We start from the raw sequence: 26300 nt of genomic DNA, 5'->3' as shown, positions 1-26300 counted from the left end.
TTTTTTCTAATCTTGTTGTCTTACTTCATATTGCATTTGATGATATTTCCAAAGCTTGCCTTTTAGTTCCAATAGTTCTTGATATTTACCTTGTTCTACTATCCGTCCCTGTTCTAAAACTACAACTTTATCTGCTTTAGAAATAGTAGAAAGACGGTGAGCGATCGCAATTACTGTTTTACCAACAGATAGCTTTTCTAATGAATCTTGAATTAAGCGTTCAGATAGCGAATCTAAGGCGCTAGTTGCTTCATCCAAAATCAAAATTTCTGGGTTCCGCAGTAAAGCTCGTGCAATAGCAATTCGCTGTCTTTGTCCTCCAGATAATCTAACACCCCGATCTCCTAATTGGGTATCAAAACCTTCAGGCATTTCCAAAATAAATTCTAGTGCATTGGCTAGTTTGGCGGCTTCTTGAATTTCCTCAGTCGTCGCTTCTGGAGTCCCGTAAGAAATATTCTGCCAAACATTAGTATTGAAGATAAAAGTATCCTGACTGACAACAGCTATTTTGCGACGTAGAGAGTTAATTTCAAACTGACGGATATCGATTTCATCGATGTAAATATATCCATCTGTTGCATTATAAAATCGGGGAATCAAATCAGCAAGAGTTGTTTTACCAGCGCCAGATGCTCCGACTAACGCTGTCATCTTTCCCTTTTCAATCGTCAGGGTAATATTATGCAGGACTAGATTTTCATCATCATAGCCAAAATCCACAGATACTAAATCTATCGATCTGTTTAATCCCTTAAACTTAACTCTGCCATTTTGAAAGTAATATTTTTCATCACTTGTCAACAGATTTTTAATATTGTCTGCTGAACCATGTAAAGTGCTAAGATATGCTCTCGTACCATTAATATCTTGAACAAATGGGATAAAACGAAATAGTACAAAGAAAAAGGTTAGTAAAGAAGCAACTTGTAGCGTTCCATTAGTGACAAGACTAGTAAATGCTAAAATAATCATGCCGATCAATACTGTAGTCGCCACCCCTTCAGCAATTGGCTTCACAAGTGTCCAGGTAAATACAACTTTTGTTGTGCTACTTATTACCTTATCGCTAGCTTTATAATAACGTTGACGCTCAAATTCTTGAGTACCACAAGAATGAACAGTGCGAATGCCATTAATAAATTCTACGGCTGTTGATGTAAAATTAGCATTAGCAGTTGTCATCCCAAAACTTGATTCTCTGACTCTAGCATTCAGATTTGACAACCCCACTCCTAAAAGTGTAAATAGCAATGCTGATATTATAGTCAATTGCCATGATATCAAAAACATTGATATTAAGTAGACAAAGGTTGTTATTCCTCTAGTTACTAAAAAAGCTCCGCCACTAAAACCTTGTCTGATTCTTTCAATCTCTGTGGTAATTGTGTTAATTAGTTCGCCAGAACGAGTTTTACTAAAGTAACTTAGAGATAAAGATTGTAACTGTTCAAAAATTTGCTTGCGTAAGCGATCGGCAAGATGCAGTTGAGATAATTCAGTATAAACTTGAGAAAAATAATTGAAAGTGGCACGTAACCAAGTACTTAATAGAATCAGCAAAGATACGCGATATAAACGATTAATTGCTGATGTCTTGGCTCCCAAAATCCAAAGATCAAACCATTCTATTCCTGTTTGGACAGGTTGAGCATTGGGGCTAGTTAAGCTTTGTAAAAATGAAAGTAAGAAACCGATACTTACACCTTCAAAGGTTGCTGCCAAAATTGAGAAAACTAAAGCTAAAATTGCAATTTTACGAAAGTGTTTAAATTCTCGCAATATCAAATAGTTTTCCTGCCAAAAACTGCTAGCTTTAAGCAGATTACTGAGTGGTTGAGGAAGCTGTAAATTCATGGATTTGATCATAATATTTTGGCAAGGTAGATAGACATCTATAGATCGATCCGGTTCAGAGTGAGTAACAAAACCTTAATGTAGAGATGTGATTTATTACGTCTTGAAAAACCAATTCTCTAGAACCGGATTACTCTATAGATGCTATGTAAACAATTTTTGTTTGAGCCTCAGTACGGTAAATGAAATCATCAATTACCGCACAGATAAATTACAGGGTTTGGCTATCCAGATGTAATAGATGAGACTGTGCCTCTACTTCCCAGGAAGCTGTAATTTCTGGTAATTTATTTAGCTGTACTGCATCTTCCAAAGTCCAACAACGAAATCCGGTTAAACTCATGTCACCCCGTAGCACGTTAAATAACTGTGGCAGATTGTCGAGATTGTATTTACCCATCCAACGCGCTAGCAGTGTGGTATTGTGGGTGCAAAAGCTCATCGCTTGAAATAGTTTACCCCGTTCCCCAACACGCCATTCATGACAAAAAACTGACCCTGGCGAGTAAACCTGCATCAATACAATCAATCCCAACATGACTGGACTTACTAATAGCAGCAATACGAAAGCAGCAATCCAATCAATTACTCGCTGCAATTGTCTCAAGGGTTGGTTAGGAAGTTTTTTGCCAGCAGGTATGCTTAGGAATATTGGTTTTTGAGCTGCTTCACATGCATCTGCCCAAAATTTGAGCAAAGCCTCACCCAATTTTGGATCTATACTGACCAAACTTACTGGAGAATGTTGTAAGCATTCTACTAGCGATCGCTTATTATTTAATGAAGCCAGATATGGTTGTTTAATTCGTCCAGGCACTTTCACCAAAAGCTTACCCCGTCGCCACTGAAGTGTGCAGTACCCACGATTATCTTGGTGTGACTGGGTTACATCATATAAATTATCTAGAGTTGGAATTATTGAAGTTGTCATAATGTCTTTGGGTTTATACAGGAGTGAATTACTGAGGCGTTATCAAAGGCTATTAATGCCAAAGACCCAAATCCGAATCTTGTTGTAAGTCCAAAAATATGCTATAGTATTTGCCACTCAGCCAGGCACGTATTGCGTAGAATGCTGCTGGTGTAGAAATTTATAAATTAGACAGATACTAATTACATAGGTAGTAATCACCGCTACTATTAACATTCATGGGCAAATTATGATTTTCCGGAAACTACTGACAGTAGAGAAGTGTAGAGAGAAATTACCCATGAATCTATATCTACCTCTAATTACGCTGAGGTGTTCATTGTCTCAATAGATTAAAAAAACCAGTCTGCTCTTGTCTTCTAGCCTTTATGAAGGTGCTTTAATCTCTAGAATATAAGACTATGTAGAAATAGCGATCGCTTAAATAACTTCTTTATTTATTCTTTAAAGAGTCAGTGATTTCTCTGAAAACTCATAAAGATAGCATAAATATACTGAATTCTTCCCGATAGCAACAAAATTCAATTTTGGTTATAAATATGAAACCCAAAATCCCCGACTTCCTTAGAGAAGTCGGGGATTTATCATCTAGCGGTATTAGTACAGCGCAGCTTAAATAAGCCAAACATTTTAAATGCCTAAAACCCTTACGGAACAGTAATTACGAATTACGAATTACTTTTCTACAGCTTGACGTAGAGCTAATTGCTGTTGTTTGATATTAGGTACGTAATTACTATTAGAGTTTGATACCCCATTAGCTACAACCCCAATTAGATTTAACTTACTCAGCATAGCTGTCGCTTGATTAAGCTGACTTCGCGTCACAATACCAATGCTTGCCACCATAATCACACTACGACAAGATGATGCGGTAAGCATGGCATCCACCAAGCCGAGAACTGGGGGAGCATCTATGAGTACTAAATCATAATTTTCCTCAAATGCTGTCATTAATTGGATCATCCGAGGGGAACTCAACAGATTAGCTGGGTCGGTAGGTTTGGGGCCAGCAGTCAAAATATCGATGTAGGAAGAGCCTGAGTATTGAAGACTAATTTGGTTGGGTAGAGTTGTATCACTCGCCAATAAAGTTGAAAGCCCCTGCTCATTAGGAAGATTCAGTTGATGGTGTAAACTGGGGTCGCGTAAGTTGGCATCAATCAGCAGTACCCTTTTGTGTAAACGAGCAGCACTCATTGCCAAACCCAACGCCAAAGCTGATTTACCCTCATCGGCTAAAGCCGAGGTAATCATCAAAGATTTTAAATTAGTAACAGTATTTAAAAGTTCGATGTTTTTGTAAATCAGATCCAGCGATTCCCAACGCGGTGGAGATTGCAATACCTGAATCGTCCAAGGAGCGAGAACTTCTGGCTTGCCAAAAGGCAACTTGATCATTGATTCTCTGGGTTTGGCTGGCGGTAACTTGGGAGTTGTTCCCAACAACGGCATGGCCATTTGCTTCTCTAACTCAGCAGTGGTGTGAACTGCATCATCAGCCGATTCGCGAATAAAGGCAGCAATACCTCCTAACATTAAGCCAACCACAGCACCTAACAGCAAATTCTGCTGGAGATTGGGGCCTAATTTTGCACCTTTTTGAGGATCTTCTACCACTTCCCAATTAAATCCACCCTTGGAAAGTTCTTGCCGTAATTGTTGTTCTGCTCTTAAAAGCTGCTCTAATCTTTCACGACTAAATTGCAACTGCGGTAACATTCGATTGTAATAAGCCAACAGAGGCGGGAAGCGTTTGATTTCAAAACGTAGCTCGTTTTCTTTCTGGGCCAAAGTTTGATCGCGAGCAGTTAAAGCAACTATAGTTGTCTGCGTTTCTACTAACTGACCAGCAAGGCTAAGATCGATTTGACCCAGCTGCCCTTTTTCGAGAAGAGAGTCTCCAGAAGTGAATGCACCAGCAGATTTTTCGCCTAAAGTTCTTCCTACCTCTTGTTGCAATAATTCCTTCTGGCCCTGAAGCTGTTCTTTGAGCTTTTGCACGCTCGGAGTTTGATCTGTAAAGCGTAAGCGTTCCTGTGCTAATGCCAATTCGCTTTTTTGGATTTCGTTTAGTAAGCCTTGATAGCGAGTAGACTGACTCAAACGAGAAGCAACTAGAGCATTTTGAGGAGAACGGTTAAGTTGTTCTTCTAAAGATTTTTGGCGTGCTAAAGCTTCCCCATACTGAGCGCGAGTTGTCTGTCTTTCTTGGGAAAGATTGTTCAAAGCTGTTTCAATCGCTTTGGCCTGTGATTCTGGATCGATTAAGTTCTGATTTCTGCGAAATCTTTGTAAATTTGTCTCAGCGGCGTTTACTTCTTCACTGGCTTTACTTAACTGTTCCCTGATGATTTGCAGACCTTTTTGTAAACGCGAACTCTGTTGTTGTTTGTTATATTCTAGATAAACTTGTCGAATTGCATCTAGAACTTTTTGGGTTTTTTCAGGATCTCCAGCAGTGTATTCAACTTGAAATATTTTAGTAGCAACATTATCTTCTTTGCTCCTGATTTGAGTTAAGACCAAAGAAGCTTTAATTTCAGCTGAAGTTATATCTGGATAATTAGACTGAAGTTTATCAACTGCTTTTTGGATGAGTCCTGAACCTTGCATCAAGTTAAGCTGGGTGGCAGTATCTATGACCACATTAGAGTCAGTAAACTGATTGTCTACCCCCGCACCACCTTCTGTTTTACCTTGATAGTTAGGTTCTACTAGCAGTTGCATAGAACTTTTATAAGTAGGCTTTGTCTTTACAGTTACTATGCTAGCAATGACAAGAGAACTAATTAATACTGCTAAGAACCAAGGAAATCTCCGCACAAATACGGCAAACATTTGTCCGTAACTTGGTTCACTTTCAGAAGCTGGAGCTAGATGAGGATTTAGACTAGTTTGAACCACTTTTATTATCCTTGTCTTCAAGACTTACGCTAAGAGATTCTCCGAAGAATATCTATTTTTTGACGAATCACCAATGAGGAGTGAGCGAATAAATAGGTAATCTGATAGTGAAAAAAGATTCAGAAATTAAATGAATAATTGATGCACGCCACAAGCTTGATGAATAATTTGCTCAACCTTGCTAAAGAATGCATTTTCTGAAAAGTTTGCTACAGCATGATTGCGGATGCGATCGTAATTCCAAGAAATACCATTCGCTTCTAATAAGGCAATTTGGAGAGATTCGGGTGTTTGTCTTTTGAAAAAGACTCCTGTTTCACCTGGAATTTGAGTATCTAATACTCCACCTGCACCATAGGCGATGACTGGTGTGCCGCTAGCATTAGCCTCTACTGGAACTAATCCGTAGTCTTCTAAGGCTGCGACAATAATAGACTTGGCTTTGGAAAACAAGTCTTTGCGGGTTCTATCACTTACGTGTCCCAAGAACACAATATTTTGTAATGCTTTGGATTTTAACCGTGCTAGTTCTGGCCCGTCACCAGATATTAATAGCCGCCACCCTAACCAATTAAAAGCTTCGACTATTATATCAAGTCGCTTATAACCGATCATCCGGGCAGAGGCCAGATAATATTCATCTTTTATATCTGAAAAAACAAATTTACTAGTATCAATTGGATAGTTCACCATCATTGCCTTTTTGCCATAAATCTTTTCAATCCGGCGGGCAACAACACTAGAATTAGCAATGTAAAGGTCAGGCTCCTGTGCATATTTCAGGTCTACCTTTCTCATTTCTTGAAATACTTGTTCGATTAAAGGAGCAAAATATCTATAGTCTCCGTACTCTCTTAAATAAGTTGCTGTATCCCATAAGAAACGGGTGACGTTATGGCAAAAACAAATATGGTGGGCATTGGGATTTTTTCGCACTGCTTTGGCGAAGCTGGTGCTACTGCTAATAATTAAATCGTATTCTTGTAGATCCAAGGCACGAAAGGCAGGAAAATATAAAGGAGCCATCGACCTGAAATACTTTGCTGCACCAGGAATCTTTTGTAAGAAGGTTGTATTAACTATGCGATCGCCTAGATCAATCGTTTTTTGGGGATCGTACAAAGATGTGAAAATATCTGCTTCGGGATAGCGCTTACAAAGCAGTTCAAACACACGCTCTGCCCCACCTCGCTGGGTTAAATAATCATGGACGAGAGCAATTTTCATGAAATTTGACCTAAAGTTTCGATCGAGTTTGTTGAAACGCTCCCCAGCAAGTTACTATCAACAACTTTAGTGTCCCGCAGTATAGCTTTCTATCCTCTTGATGAAATTCTGGCGACAAATATATAGGGGCGTACAGCTGTACGCCCCTACAGCTAATTCATTTGTGGCAAATATTTTTAGAACCGATATTATCCAACTGCTACTAAGATTTTTTCTGGAGCGAAATAGGTGTTTTGCTCAGTTCGTAGTCGATCGCAGAGTCTGCCTTCAGGTAATTCTACATCCTCATAAGTGAGGACTCGATCTTTAGAAATATCTCGTTTGAGGCGGCACCCTTCAGCTAAACCCATTGGTAGAAGATTTTGCTGTTGGACGATATCGGAATTTTCACATTGTCCGTAGGTCATGTAGTAACCGATGCCATCTAAAGTTTCTCCTGCTTTCAGGTCGATTTTGGCGGTGGTGACAACATCTACTAGCGGGCCTGCTAGTGGAGACATTACAGCATCACCAAATAAAACAGCACGCGCTACGGACAAGGGAACTTCAAAATGACAGAGGTGATAAGGAGTATAGAAGCTATAAAGTGGGCCTTCGCCTAATTTGTATAAGTTGAGATAGTGGCGTTGCTTGGGGTCGTCGTGAGTGGCAAATACATATATACCTGGGCCTGGTTTTGCTCCAACTACATAATCGACAATACCGCCCAGTTCTTTAAGTTGTTCAACATCATATAACTGGGTCATTTCATCGACATGACCGCTGAAGTCATATCCCAACATTCCCCGTTTGGCGACTTTCATGCCTGTGGCATTGGCAACGATCGCTTGCTCGAAGGAAATTTTGCTTCCGTCAGCGAAGCTAGCCACCATGTGGGGCTTTTGACCCCAACGTTTAGCAAATCCTTCCTGGGTGGTGGGATTGCGATAGGGGTCTTGGAGTCCTTTAATGTTACCGCACAATAAGGGAGTTAAACCAATGCTTTTTACAAAGCGATAAAGGTTCATTTGCACCCCTGGCTGATCGCCATCACAAGCGCTGAGAATCACGCCTGCTTTGTCGGCATACACTTTCAGGATGGGGCCAATGGTGCCATCGAGTTCGGCATTCATCATAATCACATGTTTGCGGTGGGCGATCGCTTCCATAACGATCCCAGCGCCAAATTCCACTGCACCCGTGACTTCGATTAATGCATCAATGCCTTCAGCCCGACACAGTAACTTAGCGTCTTCTGTGACTGCATATTTACCGTTAGCGATCGCATCTTCTAATTCGCTGACAGTTGCAACAACTTGAATATCTTCAATTCCTGCTTCCGAATAAGCTTGTTTAGCTGCACCAATCTGGCGATTGGAGATAGCAACTAACTCCATTCCTGGCACTGAATTGACAATTTGGTTGGCAATTCCTCGACCCATAAAACCAGCACCAATCATTCCCACCTTGATAGGATTTCCTGCTGCTGCACGGGCTTGTAAGGCGCGATCGATAATAATCATGAACTATACTCCTTTTTGGAACTGTTTGTTGTGTTACAAATTCTCGATAATTTTGCACTTAATAATTTGTTACGGCTAAATATTAAGTACATTTTCATTAATGACAGCTACTAACTAGTTTTTTGCTAGATGTTATAGTAGTAGTCTGTTTTTTCTGGCTGTGATTTTTGATAATTTGCTCCACAGCATTTCTGTATGTTTGGGCAAACTTTTCTTTGGTATGATTTGCTCTTGCATATTCCCATACCTGACGAGACATCAGCTTTAAGTCTTTAGCAGACAAATTGGCAATACTTATGACTTTCGCATTATTAGACCTCTTGCATAAGTCGAATAGACCCCCCTTAATCCCCCCTTATAAAGGGGGGAAACTTGAAATCTTGCCCCCTCCCCTTCACAAGGGGAGGGTTGGGGAGGGGTAATTCAAGGATTTTTGCAAGAGGTCTATTGTATTACCTCATGTAGAGGAGCCAGTGTGTTGTACGGGAAACACCTGGCACAGAGAAATAGTCTATAGTTATCTGGAAGCTGTACCGCCAACAGTCATCATTCTCAACAAAGGCCAATTTAAATCTTTCTCAGAGATTTCAGTCACATCTAGAGGCCAATCAATGTTAAAGAATGGGTCGTCATAGCGTAAACCTCTTTCATATCCTAGGGTGTAAAATTCACCCACTTGATATACAACTTCAGTCTCATCGGTGAGTGCTTGATAGCCATGAGCAAACATTTCTGGAACATACAAAGCGCGGCGATTTTCTGGTGTTAGTTCTACACCAATGTGTGATAAAAAGCTAGGAGATTCAGGACGCATATCAATAATTACGTCGTAGATTGCGCCTTTAGTACAGCGAATTAATTTTGTTTCTGCTGCTGGCAGAATTTGATAGTGCATTCCCCGAATAGTGCCTTTTTTGTAATTAAAAGATAGGTTACATTGGGCAACTGTTGGCTTTAATCCGTGTGCTTCAAATTCTTGAGCGCAGAAAGACCGAGCGAAAAAACCACGGCGATCTGGTTTTTCTTCTAAATCAATGATGAATGCGTCTTTTAGTGCAGTTTGAGTGAAGATCATGAATAAATAACCTTGAGAGGAATATTGAGAACAACAAAACTTGGCAAGTTTGAAAAATTAACTTGTTACAAACCTCATCCAAAATAGTCTTGAGTGGGTTTTTAGATTAACAATTAGCTTGCTTAGACTGAACTATATGGCGCTAACTTTGGTTGGGGAAAAGTATTGTCTCGATATTGAGTACAAACTTCTGGACGATCGGGAGAAGTAGAAGTGTAGCAAGAGAATAGAGTTAACCTATCTTCTGTGCGTAATGTCCCGTGATGTATGACTTTTTTGGGATCTACAATAATGACTGTTCCTGCCGATCCCGTACAAGATTTCCAAGCCTGTTTCGGGATAATTTTATTTAGTTCATCATCTGTGATGCCTAAATGACCAGATTGCCAAAGCTTGTAGTAAGTACGGTAATAATTTAATCTCAATAAAGAGGTTAAAGAGGCTGGAATATATTCAAAGGGGCCGTGCTTTTCTTCCACATCATTCAAGTAAATAATGATTTTGATCATGCGACGGTCTTCTGCATCTTTGTGCCATAGTTGTGTACCAAACTGATTTTTATTCGGTAAATCCTTGCGGAGATGTACACCATGAAAAATGATCGGTAGACCAATGTAGTTTTCAATGATGTTTAGAAGCCTTTTTTCACTTCCCCAAGTAGCAAATTCAGGTAAATATGTAACTGTGTAAATTTGGGGAATTTTTTCATTTGAATCGTCATTATTGATAGATGCCATCTGGGACGAATAAGTATAAGCTGCCTTGAGCAATTCTGATGTTGAATCGAATCCCAATTCATTAAGTGTGGTGATATGAATACCATCACATTTAAGATTGTCAAGAATTTGGCGATCGCCTTCTTCTAGTGCAGGTAAATTAGCAGCGTGTTTCAAAAGTGCTAATCTGTAAACTAACTCAGATCCCAGTGAAGAAATTTTGCGTTTAATCTTGAGCAGCATGGCATGACTACCTTTAATACACTATCGGCTATTCTCTATTTGTTGCCTTAACTCTGCTCTTGGATAAGTATCATCCCAGTATTGGGTGCAGAGTTCTGGTCTTTCAGGAGGGTTGGCGGTGTAACAAAAGAATAGTGTTGAGCGTTCTTCTGTGCGGACTGTGCCGTGATGCAAAGTATTTTTTGCATCTACAATCAAGACAGTACCTGCTGGACCTGGGCAGGATTTCCAAGTTGATTTGGGGATGACTGTTTTCACTTCTTCATCATCGATACCCCTATAGCCTGACTTCCAAAGTTTGTAGTAAAGCCGAAAATAATTCCAACTAAATAAGGAAGTTAAAGAGCGGGGAATATATTCAAAAGGCCCAGTTTTTTCTTCGACATCATTCAAGTAAATAAAGATTTTGATAATGCGACGGTCTTCAGAATCGCCATGCCATAGTAGTGTGCCAAACTGATGTTTGCTAGGGAAATCTTTACGTAAATGTACACCATGAAAAGCAATAGGAAGACCAATATAGTTTTCGATCAGATTGAGAAGTCTTTTCTCCATTCCCCAGGCATAAAATTCTAGTAAACCTGTAACTGTGTAAATTTGTGGTAACTTTTCATCTAGATGGTCGTTGTTGGAATTTTCCATCTGAGACAATTGCTGGTAAGCAGCTTTGAGCAGTTCAGAGCTAGAGTTGAAGCCTAAATCTGCTAATGTTGTAACATAAACACCCTCTTTTTTGAGAGCCTTCAGGATGTTGCGATCGCACCCTTCCAATGCTGGCAGATTTCTGCTATGCTTCCAAAGAGCTACATAATATCGAAAGTCAGAAGATAACGTAGATATTTTGCGTTTAATTACACTAAACATGTAGTAAATACTTTCTAGTTTCAATGTCAATTGTTCGGTAATTGAGTAGCTTATGGCTTATAGCTCCGCATTTCTTGAGTAGGTATTTCACTTGATTCAGCTAAACTAAAATCTTTAGAAACCATCACATCAAAAGCACATAAACTGACTAAAGCTAAAAATGGGACTACTGTCTTAATGGCAGACATAGGCCATCTTCTTAAAGCACCTAAGAAAACTTTCAAGTTGACTTCTTTACCGTTTTGTAAAAGCATCCGCCGACAAAACTGCTTAGAATATCCACTCTGCTCCAATTTCAAAATTACTTCGGGTATGTGTTTGTATTGCATTAACAGTGCAGATTTTGGTTCTTTCTGCCAATAACTCACACCAACAACACATTCCAAATAAGTCTCTTTCGTGACAATTACACGACCATTAGAAGCACAATACCCGGCTAAATATGCTAAAGATATCCAATTATTCTCAGCATCTTGCCAATTTTGTAGAGCGCATTTCACTAAATCAGTGCGGTAGATTGTAGCAGTCAGAAAAATGACTGCACCGACACTTTTTGAGAAACAATGCTCAAATATAGCTTTACCATCACCATCACCATCTTCACTATCTATATCAAACCAGCGATTACCAACAATTGTTGGTGGATGAACTGGTTCACCAGTAATTTGGTTTCGACCGGAAAAGTTGAGAAACAATAATGATAAATCTTCATATTGCTTAAGTTTGCTAATCACATAAGCGATGGCTCTATCTTGAATTGGGTCATCGTCACCAATTGTCCAAACATATTTTGTTGTCGTCGAATTCAGGCAATACATAATATTTTTGACAACGCCTAAATTTTGAGGATTTTTATTTGATTTAAATGGAATACTGCTGAGTATTATTTGCCATTTTTTAATCACATCCTGAGTATTGTCTGTTGAACAATTATCAGAAACTAAAATTTCACAATCATCTTCAAAACCTTTAATAGCTTGAGCTAGCCATGCTAACTGTTTATCCAGCAATTCAGCACGATTATAAGTTGGTATAGCAATGGTCAGTAATTTGTGCATGGTAATAAATAGTAGTTAATAAATTGATATATGAATAGTTACAGACTAGTCTCTAGCTGTTTTGGTGGAAAAAGAATTGCCCAAGCTGATATACTTAACAAACGTAGGTAAGGAATAAATATCTTGATTGTCAAGAAAGGCCAACGTTTTAAAGCACCTAATAGGATTTTCAAGTCAGTTTTTTGATGGAAATTCTGCCAAATCATTTCCTGACAAAATTTATGAGGATATCCTACCTTTAGTAGTTTTATATAAACTTCAGGTATGTATGCATATCGCATTCTAAGGTTCCATGTTGGGTCAAGATCCAAAAGACTAGCGCCCATAGTACATTCTAAATAAGTGTCTTTAGTGACGATGACACTTCCATGAGCAGCGCAAAATGCAGTCCAATATGCTTGAGAGGCCCAATTATTAGTAGCAGACGGCCATTTTTGTAAAGCGCGTTGTACTAAATTTGTGCGATAAATTGCTGCTGATATAAAAAGTACACCACCAAAATTTTCATTCAGATAACTTTGAAAGACATTTTTACCATCAACTCTTAATTCATCGTTCTCACTATTCAACCAGCGTTCGACAACAAGTTGACCTGTTTGTTTTTGACGACCAGAAAAATTTAAAAACATTAATGCTAAGTCTGAATTTTTTTTTAGTGTTGTTAACACATAATCTAGGGTTCTCTCTTGAATTGGATCGTCATCACCAATTGTCCAAACATATTTACTATTTGGGGCTTTTAAGCAACAAGCAATATTACCCATAACCCCGATATTTTCACTATTCCTGTTTGATTTAAATGTAACATTACTAAGAATCAACTGCCATTTTTTAATAATTTCTTGGGTATTATCTGTAGAACAATTATCAGAAATAAAGATTTCACAGTCAGACTCAAACCGTTTAATAGATTTGGCTAACCATGTAAGTTGTTTATCTAAAATATGGGCACGATTGAATGTAGGAATTGCGATAGTCAGTAATTTATTCATATAGCGACCTGCAAATAATTTTATGGATGAAATAAGTCCGAATCAAATACTGTTGATTCGGAAGCTGAGATTATTTGTCCGTTACTGCTAGACGAGTTTAGCTACTTTTTATTCCAGAAAAAATCTTTGTCAATTTGCTCTGTCCGAATTAGATACTCTAGCTGTTTTAAACGAGTAAATCCTCTAAATAAGAAAGTATCTTCAGCCATGTGTATTTGACTGAATAAATCAAATAACTGCTGGGCACCAAGTCGGGCATTCCAATCACATTTAAATCCGGGTAGGATTGTGTTAATTTTCTCGAAAGATACGCGATAGCTACGGTTATCTGCGCCGTTGTCACCAAAGGATAATTTACAATCTGGAAAAACATCAGCAATAATTTCCGCGATTTCTTTAACGCGATAGTTATTCGCTGTATCTCCCACATTGAAGATTTGGTTATGTACAATGTCTCGTGGTGCTTCTAAGGTGCAGACTATTGCTTTGCAAATATCCAATGCGTGGACTAATGGCCGCCAGGGTGTGCCATCACTAATCATTTTGATTTCTTTACTTGTCCATGCCAACCCTGCTAAGTTATTTAAAACAATATCAAAGCGCATTCTAGGAGAAGCACCAAAGGCTGTTGCATTCCGCATAAAGGTGGGAGAGAAGTCATCGTCAGCGAGTGGTGCGACATCTCTTTCTACGAGAGTTTTACATTCTGCGTAGGCTGTTTGGGGATTAACTGCGGATTTTTCTGTAACATCACCTGTGGTAGCAACACCGTAGACACTGCACGAAGACATATATACGAAGCGACGCACACCCATAGCCTTAGCCAGACTAGCTAGACGAACTGAACCTACATGATTAATTTCATAGGTAATATTGGGTGCTAATTGTCCGGCTGGGTCGTTGGAGAGTTCAGCCATGTGAACTATGGCTTCAATACCTTCTAAATCATCAGGGGTGATGTTGCGGATATCTTTGTTGAGAGTTTTGGGTGTCACCCCACTAGGGTTGTATAGCCAACCAACTTTATAAAAACCGGTATCTAGACCAATAACTTCATGTCCTCGTTCGATTAACAGAGGCGGTAATAATGAACCTAGATAACCTTCTGTTCCAGTTACTAATATTTTCATTGTGGTTAATTCCTTTGTATTGTGTTGATGAGTTAAATTCTTCGTTTATCTGGACGCATAGATGTACGCCCTAGAGTGTGTTGCATCTAGAAGGGAACCGCTATATTTTTCGTTTGTATGCAATCACTTAACCTCTTTCCAAACCTCTCTCTTAAGAGGAGAGAGGCTTTGAATCTTACTCCCTTTTCTTATGTCATTGGACTGAACCCAGAAGCACTATATATGACTTGGCTAACAGTCATTATGTAGTTAATAAAACCTTTGCAGGCTTACCGCAGCACTCTATAGTGGTTCTTAATAGATGCATGACACTTTATTTCTTGTGGGATGGGTGTCTTACCTGTTTGTTGTATTTTCAGGCAGGGAAAGATGCCCGCTATACAAGATTCATCCCTTAATTCAGCAGTCCCGGAAATAATAACTATGCTATCTATGCAGTTACTACACTCTCTAGATGCGAAAGTTGGGGAATTTCTGCCACAAGCGCTTTGCCGATTTCTAGAGAAGATGTGGCAGCAGGAGAAGGAGCATTGCAAACATGAATGGAGTTTTGACCAGAAACAATCAAAAAGTCGTCCACAAGCTTGCCATCGTTCATTAAGGCTTGAGCGCGAACTCCTGCATGGGTGGGAACTAAGTCTTCTGCTTGCACTTCGGGAATTAGTTTTTGCAAACTTCTGGTAAAGGCTGCTTTACTAAAAGAACGAATGATTTCTTGAATGCCTTCATCAGCGTGTTTAGCTGCTAACTTCCAGAAACCGGGATAGGTGATGACTTCCAAAAAATCCCGCAAGTCAAAATCGGTTTTTTTGTAACCTTCGCGTTTGAGGGATAGAACCGCATTTGGCCCTGCATGGACGCTACCATCAATCATCCGGGTAAAGTGGACACCCAGGAAGGGAAAATCTGGATTGGGAACTGGGTAAATTAGTGTTTTGACTAGATAGCGTTTTTCTGGGGTGAGTTCGTAGTATTCTCCCCGGAATGGGACAATTTTGGCTTGGGGTTCAACTTGACCTAGTTTGGCGGTGCGATCGCTATGCAATCCAGTACAATTAATTACAAAGCGGGTTGCAAAGTTGCCGTTGTTTGTTTGCAGTACCTGATTTTTACCACTTGGAGAGATTTTCAGGACTTTTGTATTCAGGTGTAAATCTCCACCCTGCTGTCGAATTATCTGGGCATATTTCAAACAAACTTGCTTGTAATTAACAATACCAGTTGAAGATACGCGAATTCCACCTACACATCTTACGTGAGGTTCAATTTCCTTGACTTCTTCGGGGCTAATTCTCTGGACATTTATGCCATTGTCTAAGCCGCGTTGGTAGAGATTTTCTAAGCGTGGTAGTTCTTGTTTTTCTGTTGCAACAATTACCTTACCACAAACTTCATGGTCAATTCCATGCTCTTGGCAGAATTCTACCATTGAACGAGAACCATCACGACAAAATTTAGCTTTGAAACTCCCTGGCTTGTAGTAAATACCAGAATGAATCACCCCGCTATTATTGCCAGTTTGGTGAAATGCCCATTGGCTCTCTTTTTCTAGTACTAAAATACGCGCATTGGGATAGCGTTTTCCTAAAGCCAACGCTGTCGAAAGTCCAACTATTCCCCCACCTATAATCGCAAAATCATACATTAGTATTATTGTAGCTAAGAGCCAGAGTAAATAAGTGTTTTTTGGAGTTACAATCTAGTACATTAAGACGGAAGCCAACATGCCCTATCATAAAATATCAAAAGAAAAGCCCGAAATAAAGTTCTTTTGACTTTTGACTTTTGAACGCCAGTTGCTTCTCCCAAGGGGAGACGCTGCGCGAACAAGTCGGCAGAGCCGCCCAACGCACTGGCACCTTTTGACTTCCGCCTAGCGGCTACCATACCTTCCAAGGAGCCTGATTGTTTTTCCACAGCCCTTCGAGATAGTTTTTATCACGTAAAGTATCCATCGGTTGCCAGAACCCATCATGTTTAAAAGCAGATAGCTGTTCCATATCAGCTAGCTTTTCTAATGGCTCTTGCTCCCATACTGTAGAGTCATCAGCAATTAAGTTGATTACTTCTGGTTCTAACACAAAATAACCACCATTAATCCAAGCTCCATCACCTTCCGGTTTTTCCCGAAAGCTGGTGATTTTGGTTTGCTCATATCCTAAAGAAATAGCACCAAAACGTCCGGCTGGTTGAACAGCAGTAAGTGTTCCTAAGCTATTTTGTTCTTTGTGAAACTTAATTAGCTCGGTGATATTAATATTACTGACACCATCACCATAAGTAAAGCAAAAAGTCTCGTTACCAAGATGTTCGCTGATTCGCTTTAAACGTCCGCCTGTCATTGTATTATCACCCGTATTTACTAAGGTGACACGCCAGGGTTCTGCATAACCAGAATGCACGTTCATCTGGTTAAAGCGCATGTCAAAAGTAACATCTGACATGTGTAAGAAGTAGTTAGCAAAATACTCTTTAATGATGTAACCTTTATAACCGCAACAAATAATGAAATCATTAATGCTATGGGCAGAGTATGTTTTCATTATATGCCAGAGAATTGGCTTACCACCAATCTCAACCATCGGCTTGGGTCTAATACTGGTTTCTTCACTGAGGCGTGTACCAAGACCTCCAGCCAAAATCACCGCTTTCATGCAATTACCTTGGAGATTTGTAGGGATATGATTATTTGACTTTTTCGAGATGAAGAGGATGCACTTAAAGGGAGAAAAATGTATTTCTGATTTCTGTTTCTCCGTCAATAATCTAACTGTAATTTTCGATGAAATTATAAAGGTAAGATAAATTAAAATCTTTTCTATATAAAAGCTCTATGAATATCTATAAATACAAAAATAAATTACTCAATGAAATAAATAAAAATATCACCTATAAAATAACTAGGGTTAGCGCCAGCTAACCCTAGTCAAGCTTGATTTTTGAAGTCAAAACCAATAATATGCTAGTCAGAAAAGTTACTTGTTTCTAGTTAGTTTTCTCGCCATTAATTGAACCTTGGAATAAAGGGTCACATTTGTTTTCTACAACTACGCACATATTACTGAGTGCTTGCTGATAATTATCCATGTCACCTTGCTCAAGAAATATTTTGGCAGATGCCTGTATATCTTCGACAGCTTTTGTCTGGTTTTTGTTAGCTTCACTACCGCCATATTGTGCCAGTTCATAGCGAACCATACCTCGTTTGAGATATGCTTTTGCTAGTTTGGGGCTTAGAGTTAATGCTTGGTTAAAGTCAGCGATCGCTTGATTATATTCTTGCTGATAATTGCTGCTATATTGAGCAATTTGATAATAGACAACACCCCGCTGGAAGTAAGCTTCGGCTTTGGAAACATTAAGTTTTATTGCCTGAGTAAAATCTGCGATCGCTTTTTTGTAAGCTTGTTGAGATTCCCCGCTATATTTAGCCATTTGAGCGCGGACAATCCCCCGTCTGACATAAGCTTCAATTTCATTATTATCCAGACCGATGGCTCGATTATAATCAGCGATCGCTAGATTATATTCTTTATCAGGATCGTTGCTATATTCGGCAAGCATATAGCGGGCATTGCCCCGATTTACCAGAGCTTTGATTTGATTGGGATTGATTTTCAGAGCTTGGCTATAATCTGTAACTGCTCCTTCGTAGTCTTTCAGGTTATAGCGAGCATTACCACGATTTACAATTGCTCTAGCATGTGTCGGTTCTTGTTCAATTGCTTGGCTAAAGTTGACAATTGCTTTATCATAGTCTCGCTCTTTATAAGCAATATAACCTTGCTGATAAGAATCAGCGAAGCTGAGTTTGTTATTTGAATGGGGAGATTTGATTGTTTGTTGGGTGTAAGCATTTTGGGAAACCAACGGCTGAGTAAATTTAATCATTACGTCTGCATATCCCAATAAACCAAAACCTAGCAAACAAAAAATAATCGGGTACAACTTTGACTTTTTGGAAGGTTTATATGAACCGCTGGGAGTCATTATTGGCTGCCAGTAATTAACTAGCTGCTGCGGTGACATGGCTCGCTGGGGAAAATGCGGTGTCTGAGTGTAGCGCTTTCTCGCTTTGATTCGCGGTTGGAGATGTTCTCTAGCTTCTATAGCCCGATGTGATGGAAAGGGGTCGCGTCCGCCTAATCGCACGGTACGTTCGCACCACGGACAGCTACGCATGTGGTTGTTGTAGCGATGCTGGGGATTTGTTGTGCAGGTAATCAGGGAATCTTCGGCTTCAGCCATTGCCGAGAGCCAAGTCTGAGCACTGGGGCGCAGTTGTGGATTGTTGTGACCCTCTTCAAAACAACGGACAAATAGTTCTTGTAAGCTGGGATGAAGTATTTCCCAAGGGGGGGCAATCGGTGTCGGCAGGTAGGGTACGTAACGCTTTTCGCTGTAAGTGAAATGACCCGATGCAATGCGTGCTTCGTAAGGTGGTGGCTCAATCGCACCTTGAAAAATCCCCGAAAATGGGTGGGTGCCTTCCATTAAGAGTTGAAATACTAGCACCGCCAACCCAAATAAATCGTGAGAGATTTCGCGATCGTGCTGGGCAAAAGTTTTATTCTGTAATTCTGGTGGAGTAAACTCTGGTTTACCCACTGGACAGCGATAAACAACTTTCTTGTTTGGGTCGGTTACTTGGAAAGAGTCTGTGTCTATCAAAGTCACCAATGCCGTATCGCTGACGAGAATATTGGATTCGTTCACATCACCAATGCAATATCCACTAGCGTGCAAAGCTGCAAAAGCCGCCGCCAGGTTACGAGCCGTGCGGAGCAGGTACTGATAGTTGAATAAAGGGCAGTGTTGCCGACGGGTTCTGGGGTTGTAAAAGTCGATGATTGGACGCATCCCCTGAATACGTGGCATCAAAAAGCCCATGATGCTATTTTTACCATCTGCCGCCCGTAATAAATCCTCTGGCCAAGCGATAGAGATATGCCCTAAACTAGCGGTAGGGTTTTCTGGCGGGTTGGCAAGCATCGCTTGGAGTTTATCAGCATGAGCAGTGGTTGGCTTGTGGTAAATCTTCGCTACCAAATTGCTATCGGATGGTACTGCATAAACGCAAGCTTCACCCCCACGCCCCAAACTGACATTGAGGCTGAGGATTTCTTTTTTAGGGGAACAACGTAGTACCTGCATAATGAAATTACCGCTAACGGGAGTTATTGTAAGATGTGAAACCTGTAGATTGATTGCTCACAAGTCGTTGAATGCGGCTATAATGAGTGTCAAATCATCATCAGTGCGTTGCGTAATCCGCTCTGAGTGTAAAAATTTTACTAACTGCTCCTTCGCTTCTGTCTTATCCTCGGTATTGGCGACAAATTCAAACAGTGGAAAAAAGAATGGTTTGTGAGGTTCGCCAACAACCATATTCAAAGCCAGCATTTGTAATCCGTCGGTGATGATACCAACGTTTACTATCTCTGTGCGCCATAGTCTCATCTGTGCTGTATCTAAGGCATTAGGCGAAGTTAAAAAAGTGGTTTCGTTGATGTATTCACCGCTGTCAGGCATAGTCAGTGCTAACAGGTTGCCCATACGATCTTTTGCCACTGCCAAACCATCACCTATCTGTACCACAGCTACAACTTCTGGTGTGGCAACCAGCATAATTAAGGTAGTTGCTAAATCTTGAGGCTGTTTTTCACAAGTAGCTGCCTCATCATCCACAGCTTTTTTGGCGGCTAATATAGCATCATTTAAGAGCGATCGCACCAATGTATCATCAGTCAAACTTTTTCGGGTCAGCCCTTTGGTAGAAATGTTTTCTATTGCTGTCTCCACAGCAACCATCGCTCCCACTTTCCCAAGGCTAGCAGAACCCGCACCATCTGCTGCGGCCGCCACTAAAACATTATCTGACAATATCTGCCAGTGATGAGCATCCTGACATAATTGATTGTTTTTTAAGTGACTTGTACCACATACAGACGCAGCCACAATCCGCCATTGAGCAATCTGTTTTGATATGTTCATAAATTTTTTTCAAGCAGCTAGCTGTGTAAACATCAAGCTGCAATTTTTAATTAAACAGTCCCCCAACCAATTGGCGGTAGTGCTACCTGTTCGTCTACTTGGGAATGAGAAACAGCTGACATACTAGTTGACAGCCAGACAAACATCTCGATAAAATTTAATCCTTTAAGCTTTAAGGGAGTACGTACAGTTATTTGATTTAAACGCGTCATATTCGCATTTTCTACTCCAACTGTAAAAAATGCTACCCGCTTGTTTGCCTCGTCTCCCTGTAGCCGCTGGGATGCTTGTTCTACTATATGCTCTAACTCACCTTGGGGTTCTCCATCGGTAATCATAAATACCCAAGGACGATAGTAAGCAATCCCATTGGCACGATACTGAGATTTCCGCTCTTGAATTATGTCCAAAGCTTTATGAATTCCCGCACCCATTGTAGTCAAGCCCTGTGCTGTCAAAATAGGCGGATTGAATTGATCGGCAGTCACAAAGTCTTGTAATACATTGATATTACTATCAAAAGTGACGATCGCCACTTCCACCCGTCTAGCGGCTAAAGAATTTTTGACTAATTCATCCTTTAGGCTTAGTAAACCTTGATTTAAAGCCTCAATTGGCTCTCCTTGCATCGACCCAGATGTGTCTAATAAAAGTACACAAGGACAACGTGGTTCTGGGTTCTCAGCAAATTCTACTACTTCATCAAGTCTTAATGTATCATGCATAACTTTTTGTGTTATGTTAAAGTCCAAAGCTTTATTTTCCTTTGCTCAAAGTATATAATTTTAATCGCCGAGGCGACTACAGAATATAGTATCTAGTGGTAGATGCTCTAATCTTTATTAAACAAATTATTTTCATGAAGTTCTCTATATACTCTATATATTTAAGATGAACTTGAGCACAGCTTAGTTTAGCAAAAAAGAGTTTATCAAAACCCAGCATTACCTGTTGTAATGTATCTACCAAAAAGTTATATCCATTAAACCTACAGTACAATAAATACGTAAACTTTCCTAGATAAATTTTTAAAGATTTTATGTAGAAGAATCGTTTCTTTAAGGAAAAGTAATTAACCATAATTAAGCTTGTTAACTCTAGAATTATACCAGCGTAACTGCGCGAACTTGGAATCAAATTTGCCTCTTTAAGTGAATGGGTATAAATAAACGTCATTATTAAGGTCTTCACTCAAGAGTTGTCAGTAGGAGGTAAAATCCAGAATTAAGCAACATCGACTGATAATCTAGCTATGATAGATGTTTACCTTTATTCATACCTACTTATTTTTTGAGATAGATTAAGTTAAATGTGCTAAATGTAACAAAAAACTTAAAATACTTACAATTTTTAATATATGTACATACTTTCAAATAAATAGTTTGTGGGTAGAAAAATATTAGAAAGAAAAGAATACTTTATAGCTCATATTTTCAATCTACAAATGTTCAGTTGTTGATTCCGCAAAAAAACTTGAAAAATATGAATTACTCAGGTACATTTACCAAACTACGTCCTCTAAGTTTGTTAAGGCAATTATCCAATTGTTCCGACAGTACTTGTTTACAAGTATTGAGTAACTCAGTTTCTTGGTCGATTTACTTAGAACAGGGCAAAATAACTTACGCTACCCATTCCGTGGAACCTTTTGATCGACTAGAACGCCATTTGCGACGCCTCAGCCAGCAAATTCTACTCCTTACTAATGAGGTTCGTGTGCAAGTACGGCTGATGTTTGAACTTGACTCACACAGTCAGCTAATCAAAGATGACACTAATTCGAGAAGCCACCCTCTTGAGTATCAGGCTATATCCTGGCTTGTTAGTCAACAACATCTACATTCTACACAAGCAGCAGTGCTGGTTCAAGAATTAGTTAAAGAGGTAATTGAATCATTTTTGCTCATCCAAGAAGGTACTTATGAATTAACAGAACCAGTTGATAAAATGCCAAAAATTTGCAGGCTAGATGTAGAAAAAGTTCTTGACCGTTGCCAAGTAAGATTACAGAATTGGCAGGCTTTTGTACCCAAAATTTCTTCTCCATATCAACGTCCATATCTGTTGATTAACACCAAGTTTGATAACCAAGATTTGCCAGACCTCCAGCCAGATTTAACTAACTGGATGAAGGGTTTTAGCCTCTGTCATCTGGCTGCAATTTTGAATCAAGATGAAATTCAACTAGCTCGCAATTTATACCCTTATATCCTTAAGGGTGCGATTATCCTCCATGAACCCGATCCACCATTTGATAAATTACCAAAGCTTTTCGAGGAGCGACCGCTTTTCTCAAAATTGATTTCAGGGTTAGTTGACACCAAACAAGAACTAAGTACCACTGTAAATTCTTACCCAAATATTCTTGAAGAGAAAATAGTTCCTATTCAGGGATTACCACAGATTACTACTCCTTCAAAAGAAAACTTTCAGGAACCAACAATATCAAATAACATAAATCTTGCTTCCCAAAGAGTAACGGCTGCTACTGTAACAGTACAAAAATTCCACAAAATTGTTTCTGTAGATGATAGTCCCACAATTCTTAAAGAAATTAGTTATTTCTTAGAAAATGAAAATTTTTCTGTAGTGACTATTAACGATCCAATAAAAGCCGTTTTGTCAATTATAAGGCACAAACCAGACTTAATTTTGTTGGATTTAAATATGCTAGGAATTGATGGCTATGAATTGTGCCGAATTATACGAAATAATTCCCTATTTCAAAAAACTCCTATTATTTTTGTCACTGGTAGTAAAGGAATTGTAGACAAAGTAAAAGCAAAATTAGTCGGGGCCTCTGGTTACTTAACCAAACCATTTACTCGTGCCGAATTGCTGAAAATAGTCTTTATGCATTTGACTTAAATTAACCATAAAATCTAACTAATTTGAGCTAGTGAAGATAAATATGGCAACAATTTTAGTTGTTGAAGATGCTCCTTCTCAGTTGGAGTTAATCAATAGCTTTTTAAGAGACAGGGGACATACGGTAATTAAAGCTTATGATGCCAAAGATGGAATGAGCAAGGCAATAATCTATCGTTTGGATGCAATTATTACTAATGTGATAATCCCAGAAATTAGCGGTTTTGAATTCTGCCGCCAAATGCAAAAACTAGCTTCTGTCTGCTACAAAGTTTTAGTATATGGCAGAGAAATCATAATTCGGGTTGTTGTAGGCTGGATTTAATGTGGCAGATGTTACAAGGTCAGCACTGCTGATTAAACTGATGATATCAGTGCCGATAGCTTTGCTGGGCGTAGTACTACCTAGCGATATCAGTTCGTCACTAACAGAAAAATTCTAGTTTTCATTACCAACGAGTGTTTTGCCATCACCACTGGCTTCAATCCGATTTACAAGGAGATTGCTGTTACTTACACTGCCTGTGTTGCCACTACCAAGGATGTCGTTGTTACTACCAGCGAGTGTATTGGCATTACCAAATATGTCGTTGTTATTGCCTAAGTTCCAGTTACCGTTACCGGAGGTTGTATTATCTTTAGCAAAGCTCCAGTTGCCATTACCTTTTGGTTTTGCCGCCATCACTGTAGTTCCAGTTACCGTTACCGTTGGTTGTGTTGCTACTATAGGACTCATATCTGATTTCTGAACAAGATTTCAGATAAAACCCTGATAAAACGGGCTTTTCAGTCTCAGTATGTTTTCAGAAATCAAATCGGAGTCCTATAGCAAAATTCCAGTTACCATTACCGTCAGTTGTATTGTTACTACCATATAACCAGTTACCATTACCTTGACCACCGTTGCTAGTGGCATTTGCACTATCTAAGTTTTTAAGATCAGATATCCAGTTATCACTGTTATAAGGTACAGGTAGACCGTTGCTAGTTTTAGGTAGGTTGCTACCACTCTCCTTGGAGGGGGGAGTGCTGCCAAATGGTAAGTTACCGGGGAGGTTTCCGCTAGCAGTGGCATTGTTAGCACTAGATGCGCTACTGCCAGCAAAGGGGTTGCTACCACCACTGAAGGAAGCGAAGTTATTACTACCAGTAGTAGCCCCACTGAAGCCACCGCCACCATCTAAACTGCTGCCATCACTGAAAGAAAAATTGCCATTACCAGTTGAATTATTGCTAGTACCTTGTGGTTCAGCAGTTTGATTGCTATTGTCAGAAGTTGCCATTAGAATTAAACTCCTATTAACTCAAACTGAAATTCCTCCATCAACAGGAAGATTAACGACATGAATGAAAGCCAAAAAATGCTTTTATCTTCTTGCCAAATAGGGATGCTCTCAATAAAACAGCAAGTAGCACACTTATCAAAAGTATACAAAATCAGATTTACATTTCAAATGAACAAAATTTAGATTGGATTGGCCATTCTTTTGATATTGTTCAGGCAGATTTCAGCAAAATTGCCCAATAATTCTTTATGGTGAATGCTTTAGAGGCAGTTTTAGTAGTGATTTTTCGGCTCAAACAGGGGAAATTTACCTCTGTTGAGTACTACAAACCAATGCAATTACACTACAAAAAAGAGTGAAGCTTGATTTTTGTAGTCTGTTGAGTGGCAAAATATTACTTGTGAGATTTTATCGAGTTTTAAAGATTTAAGTTCTGCGATCGCTAAAGCAAACACATCTAAATTACCCTCGATCGCAACCAAGTGTTAAGAACCAACGAAAAAATCAGCATTTCTCATTTGATTTATTTTCCAAGTCTCAAAGCCATGTCTACGACGGGCTACGCCTTGTGAAATCGTGGTCATTGCTCATCGTCGCAAAAAACTGGGCTTGTTGAGAACAGAGAAAAAATAATGTCCCTTTTACATAATGTAATAATTGCTCAACTATGCAGTAATAATGCTAGAAAGTAAAACTAGAGTGAATCTTCAAGATAAATCAAGGAATAAATTCTTTGAAAAGCGCTGTTGAAGTTTTTGAAATCAGAAAAAAGCTTGTGTATTTAGATTGCTGGTTTTATGGTATTTTAACTCAAGCGTGAGAAAGCAAACGGCTCTCAATCTTAATGGTTATGCAAGAAGCGATGTCTACGACAGGCTGTGCCTACGTACAAAAGTTAGCTAATTGCGTTTTGTGTTTTGAAGCTTCATTCTAGCAGAGACAGAACAATTTATAAGCTTGCTTTCTAGCTCAATTAATAATAAAATTCCTGACTATGGAGTATAAAAATGAAAAGTGTAGTGAGCGCAGCAGTTATCTTAACATTTCTTAGTGGAGGAAATTGTCTTCCTAGCTATGGAATGTTATCAAATATCAAGCCTTCAAAAATCGAAGTCCAATCAATTGCTCAAGGTAATCATCAACAATTGATGGCTAGAGTAGGAACTACTTTAGATACTCCATTTTATCTTAAATATGGAAAGACAGCTTACCTCCCCACTGAAAATATTGAAATCAAATTTTCAAAAGTTATCCAAGATTCTCGGTGTCCTTCTAATGTCACTTGTATTTGGCAAGGGCAAGTTATTATTGGATTAGACATCATAAAAAATGGAAAGCAACTTTCAACATTAATGCTAACCCTGATCCCAGGTCGCGATCCTTTACCAATTCAACTTTCAGATAAATATTCGGTGAGATTGACACAGGTTTCCCCGTACCCAAAGAGCGGACAGACGATCGCACTTCAAGACTACATTGTTAAAATTGTTGTTAGTAGAAACTAAATAACCAACCTTTGATTTTTGACTTCCCTGAAGAGGTTGACACGCTTTTTTTCGGAAACAAAACACCCGGATTTTTCACAAGCGAGAAATCCCAGGGCAAACGCATCTAAATGTTGGCAAAGTGGTAAATAGAGGTGAGTTCGTA

Annotated in this window: 22 protein-coding genes; 3 read left to right on the top strand and 19 right to left on the bottom strand. The window is 39.3% G+C overall.

The window, feature by feature from the left end; all coding sequences use genetic code 11:
* Positions 1-6 precede the first annotated feature (6 nt).
* The 17 genes from hepA to ACFE93_RS05880 all read right to left on the bottom strand — a co-directional run bounded on the left by hepA (position 7) and on the right by ACFE93_RS05880 (position 21221).
* Complete coding sequence (gene hepA, locus ACFE93_RS05960) at positions 7-1857, bottom strand: heterocyst formation ABC transporter subunit HepA (protein ID WP_375472447.1); 1851 nt, start codon at positions 1855-1857, stop codon at positions 7-9.
* 211 nt (positions 1858-2068) lie between these two features.
* Positions 2069-2788, bottom strand: a complete 720-nt coding sequence (gene hepC / locus ACFE93_RS05955; RefSeq protein WP_375472446.1) for a heterocyst development glycosyltransferase HepC — start codon at positions 2786-2788, stop codon at positions 2069-2071.
* Between the two features lie 675 nt (positions 2789-3463).
* Complete coding sequence (locus ACFE93_RS05950) at positions 3464-5695, bottom strand: GumC family protein (RefSeq protein WP_375472445.1); 2232 nt, start codon at positions 5693-5695, stop codon at positions 3464-3466.
* A gap of 126 nt (positions 5696-5821) precedes the next feature.
* Positions 5822-6922 (bottom strand): glycosyltransferase, encoded by a 1101-nt coding sequence (locus ACFE93_RS05945; RefSeq protein WP_375472444.1) that lies wholly within the window; start codon positions 6920-6922, stop codon positions 5822-5824.
* A 188-nt stretch (positions 6923-7110) separates the two neighbouring features.
* Positions 7111-8424, bottom strand: a complete 1314-nt coding sequence (locus ACFE93_RS05940; protein ID WP_375472443.1) for an NAD(P)H-dependent oxidoreductase — start codon at positions 8422-8424, stop codon at positions 7111-7113.
* Positions 8425-8521: 97 nt separating this feature from the next.
* On the bottom strand, positions 8522-8683 hold the full coding sequence (locus tag ACFE93_RS05935; protein WP_375472442.1) for a hypothetical protein: 162 nt from the start codon (positions 8681-8683) through the stop codon (positions 8522-8524).
* 258 nt (positions 8684-8941) lie between these two features.
* Positions 8942-9499, bottom strand: a complete 558-nt coding sequence (rfbC, locus tag ACFE93_RS05930; protein ID WP_375472441.1) for a dTDP-4-dehydrorhamnose 3,5-epimerase — start codon at positions 9497-9499, stop codon at positions 8942-8944.
* 122 nt (positions 9500-9621) lie between these two features.
* Positions 9622-10458 (bottom strand): phytanoyl-CoA dioxygenase family protein, encoded by an 837-nt coding sequence (locus ACFE93_RS05925; protein WP_375472440.1) that lies wholly within the window; start codon positions 10456-10458, stop codon positions 9622-9624.
* Between the two features lie 21 nt (positions 10459-10479).
* Complete coding sequence (locus ACFE93_RS05920) at positions 10480-11322, bottom strand: phytanoyl-CoA dioxygenase (protein WP_375472439.1); 843 nt, start codon at positions 11320-11322, stop codon at positions 10480-10482.
* 50 nt (positions 11323-11372) lie between these two features.
* Positions 11373-12380, bottom strand: a complete 1008-nt coding sequence (locus ACFE93_RS05915; protein WP_375472438.1) for a glycosyltransferase family 2 protein — start codon at positions 12378-12380, stop codon at positions 11373-11375.
* Positions 12381-12418: 38 nt separating this feature from the next.
* A complete protein-coding gene (locus tag ACFE93_RS05910; RefSeq protein WP_375472437.1) occupies positions 12419-13372 on the bottom strand; it encodes a glycosyltransferase family 2 protein in 954 nt (317 codons plus the stop codon).
* A gap of 101 nt (positions 13373-13473) precedes the next feature.
* Positions 13474-14502 carry an NAD-dependent epimerase/dehydratase family protein gene (locus ACFE93_RS05905; protein ID WP_375472436.1) on the bottom strand — a complete coding sequence of 343 codons (1029 nt, stop codon included), beginning with the start codon at positions 14500-14502 and terminating at the stop codon, positions 13474-13476.
* A gap of 430 nt (positions 14503-14932) precedes the next feature.
* On the bottom strand, positions 14933-16147 hold the full coding sequence (gene lhgO, locus ACFE93_RS05900) for an L-2-hydroxyglutarate oxidase (protein ID WP_375472435.1): 1215 nt from the start codon (positions 16145-16147) through the stop codon (positions 14933-14935).
* Positions 16148-16382: 235 nt separating this feature from the next.
* Entirely contained in the window at positions 16383-17156 is a 774-nt protein-coding gene (gene rfbF, locus ACFE93_RS05895) for a glucose-1-phosphate cytidylyltransferase (protein WP_375472434.1), read from the bottom strand.
* A 331-nt stretch (positions 17157-17487) separates the two neighbouring features.
* Entirely contained in the window at positions 17488-19656 is a 2169-nt protein-coding gene (locus ACFE93_RS05890) for a tetratricopeptide repeat protein (RefSeq protein WP_375472433.1), read from the bottom strand.
* 57 nt (positions 19657-19713) lie between these two features.
* Positions 19714-20496 carry a PP2C family serine/threonine-protein phosphatase gene (locus tag ACFE93_RS05885; RefSeq protein WP_375472432.1) on the bottom strand — a complete coding sequence of 261 codons (783 nt, stop codon included), beginning with the start codon at positions 20494-20496 and terminating at the stop codon, positions 19714-19716.
* Between the two features lie 50 nt (positions 20497-20546).
* Positions 20547-21221: a VWA domain-containing protein gene (locus ACFE93_RS05880; RefSeq protein ID WP_104909341.1), complete on the bottom strand. Its 675-nt coding sequence runs from the start codon at positions 21219-21221 to the stop codon at positions 20547-20549.
* Between the two features lie 757 nt (positions 21222-21978).
* On the opposite strand from ACFE93_RS05880, the gene ACFE93_RS05875 reads away from it, so the two are divergent.
* Positions 21979-23364 carry a response regulator gene (locus ACFE93_RS05875; RefSeq protein ID WP_375472431.1) on the top strand — a complete coding sequence of 462 codons (1386 nt, stop codon included), beginning with the start codon at positions 21979-21981 and terminating at the stop codon, positions 23362-23364.
* A 43-nt stretch (positions 23365-23407) separates the two neighbouring features.
* On the top strand, positions 23408-23689 hold the full coding sequence (locus ACFE93_RS05870; protein ID WP_375472430.1) for a response regulator transcription factor: 282 nt from the start codon (positions 23408-23410) through the stop codon (positions 23687-23689).
* 114 nt (positions 23690-23803) lie between these two features.
* Here the strand turns inward: ACFE93_RS05870 and ACFE93_RS05865 are convergent, their stop codons facing one another.
* Positions 23804-24100: a hypothetical protein gene (locus tag ACFE93_RS05865; protein ID WP_375472429.1), complete on the bottom strand. Its 297-nt coding sequence runs from the start codon at positions 24098-24100 to the stop codon at positions 23804-23806.
* A gap of 67 nt (positions 24101-24167) precedes the next feature.
* Positions 24168-24647, bottom strand: a complete 480-nt coding sequence (locus ACFE93_RS05860; protein ID WP_375472428.1) for a hypothetical protein — start codon at positions 24645-24647, stop codon at positions 24168-24170.
* A gap of 1010 nt (positions 24648-25657) precedes the next feature.
* Here ACFE93_RS05860 and ACFE93_RS05855 point away from each other — a divergent pair.
* The gene (locus ACFE93_RS05855; protein ID WP_375472427.1) at positions 25658-26155 is read left to right on the top strand and encodes a hypothetical protein; all 498 of its coding nucleotides are present in this window, start codon (positions 25658-25660) and stop codon (positions 26153-26155) included.
* Positions 26156-26300 lie beyond the last annotated feature (145 nt).

Source organism: uncultured Nostoc sp., assembly GCF_964247315.1.
Lineage (GTDB): Bacteria > Cyanobacteriota > Cyanobacteriia > Cyanobacteriales > Nostocaceae > Nostoc.
The sequence above is the reverse complement of the archived record's forward strand: the minus strand, read 5'-3'. Positions and strand labels throughout refer to the sequence as shown.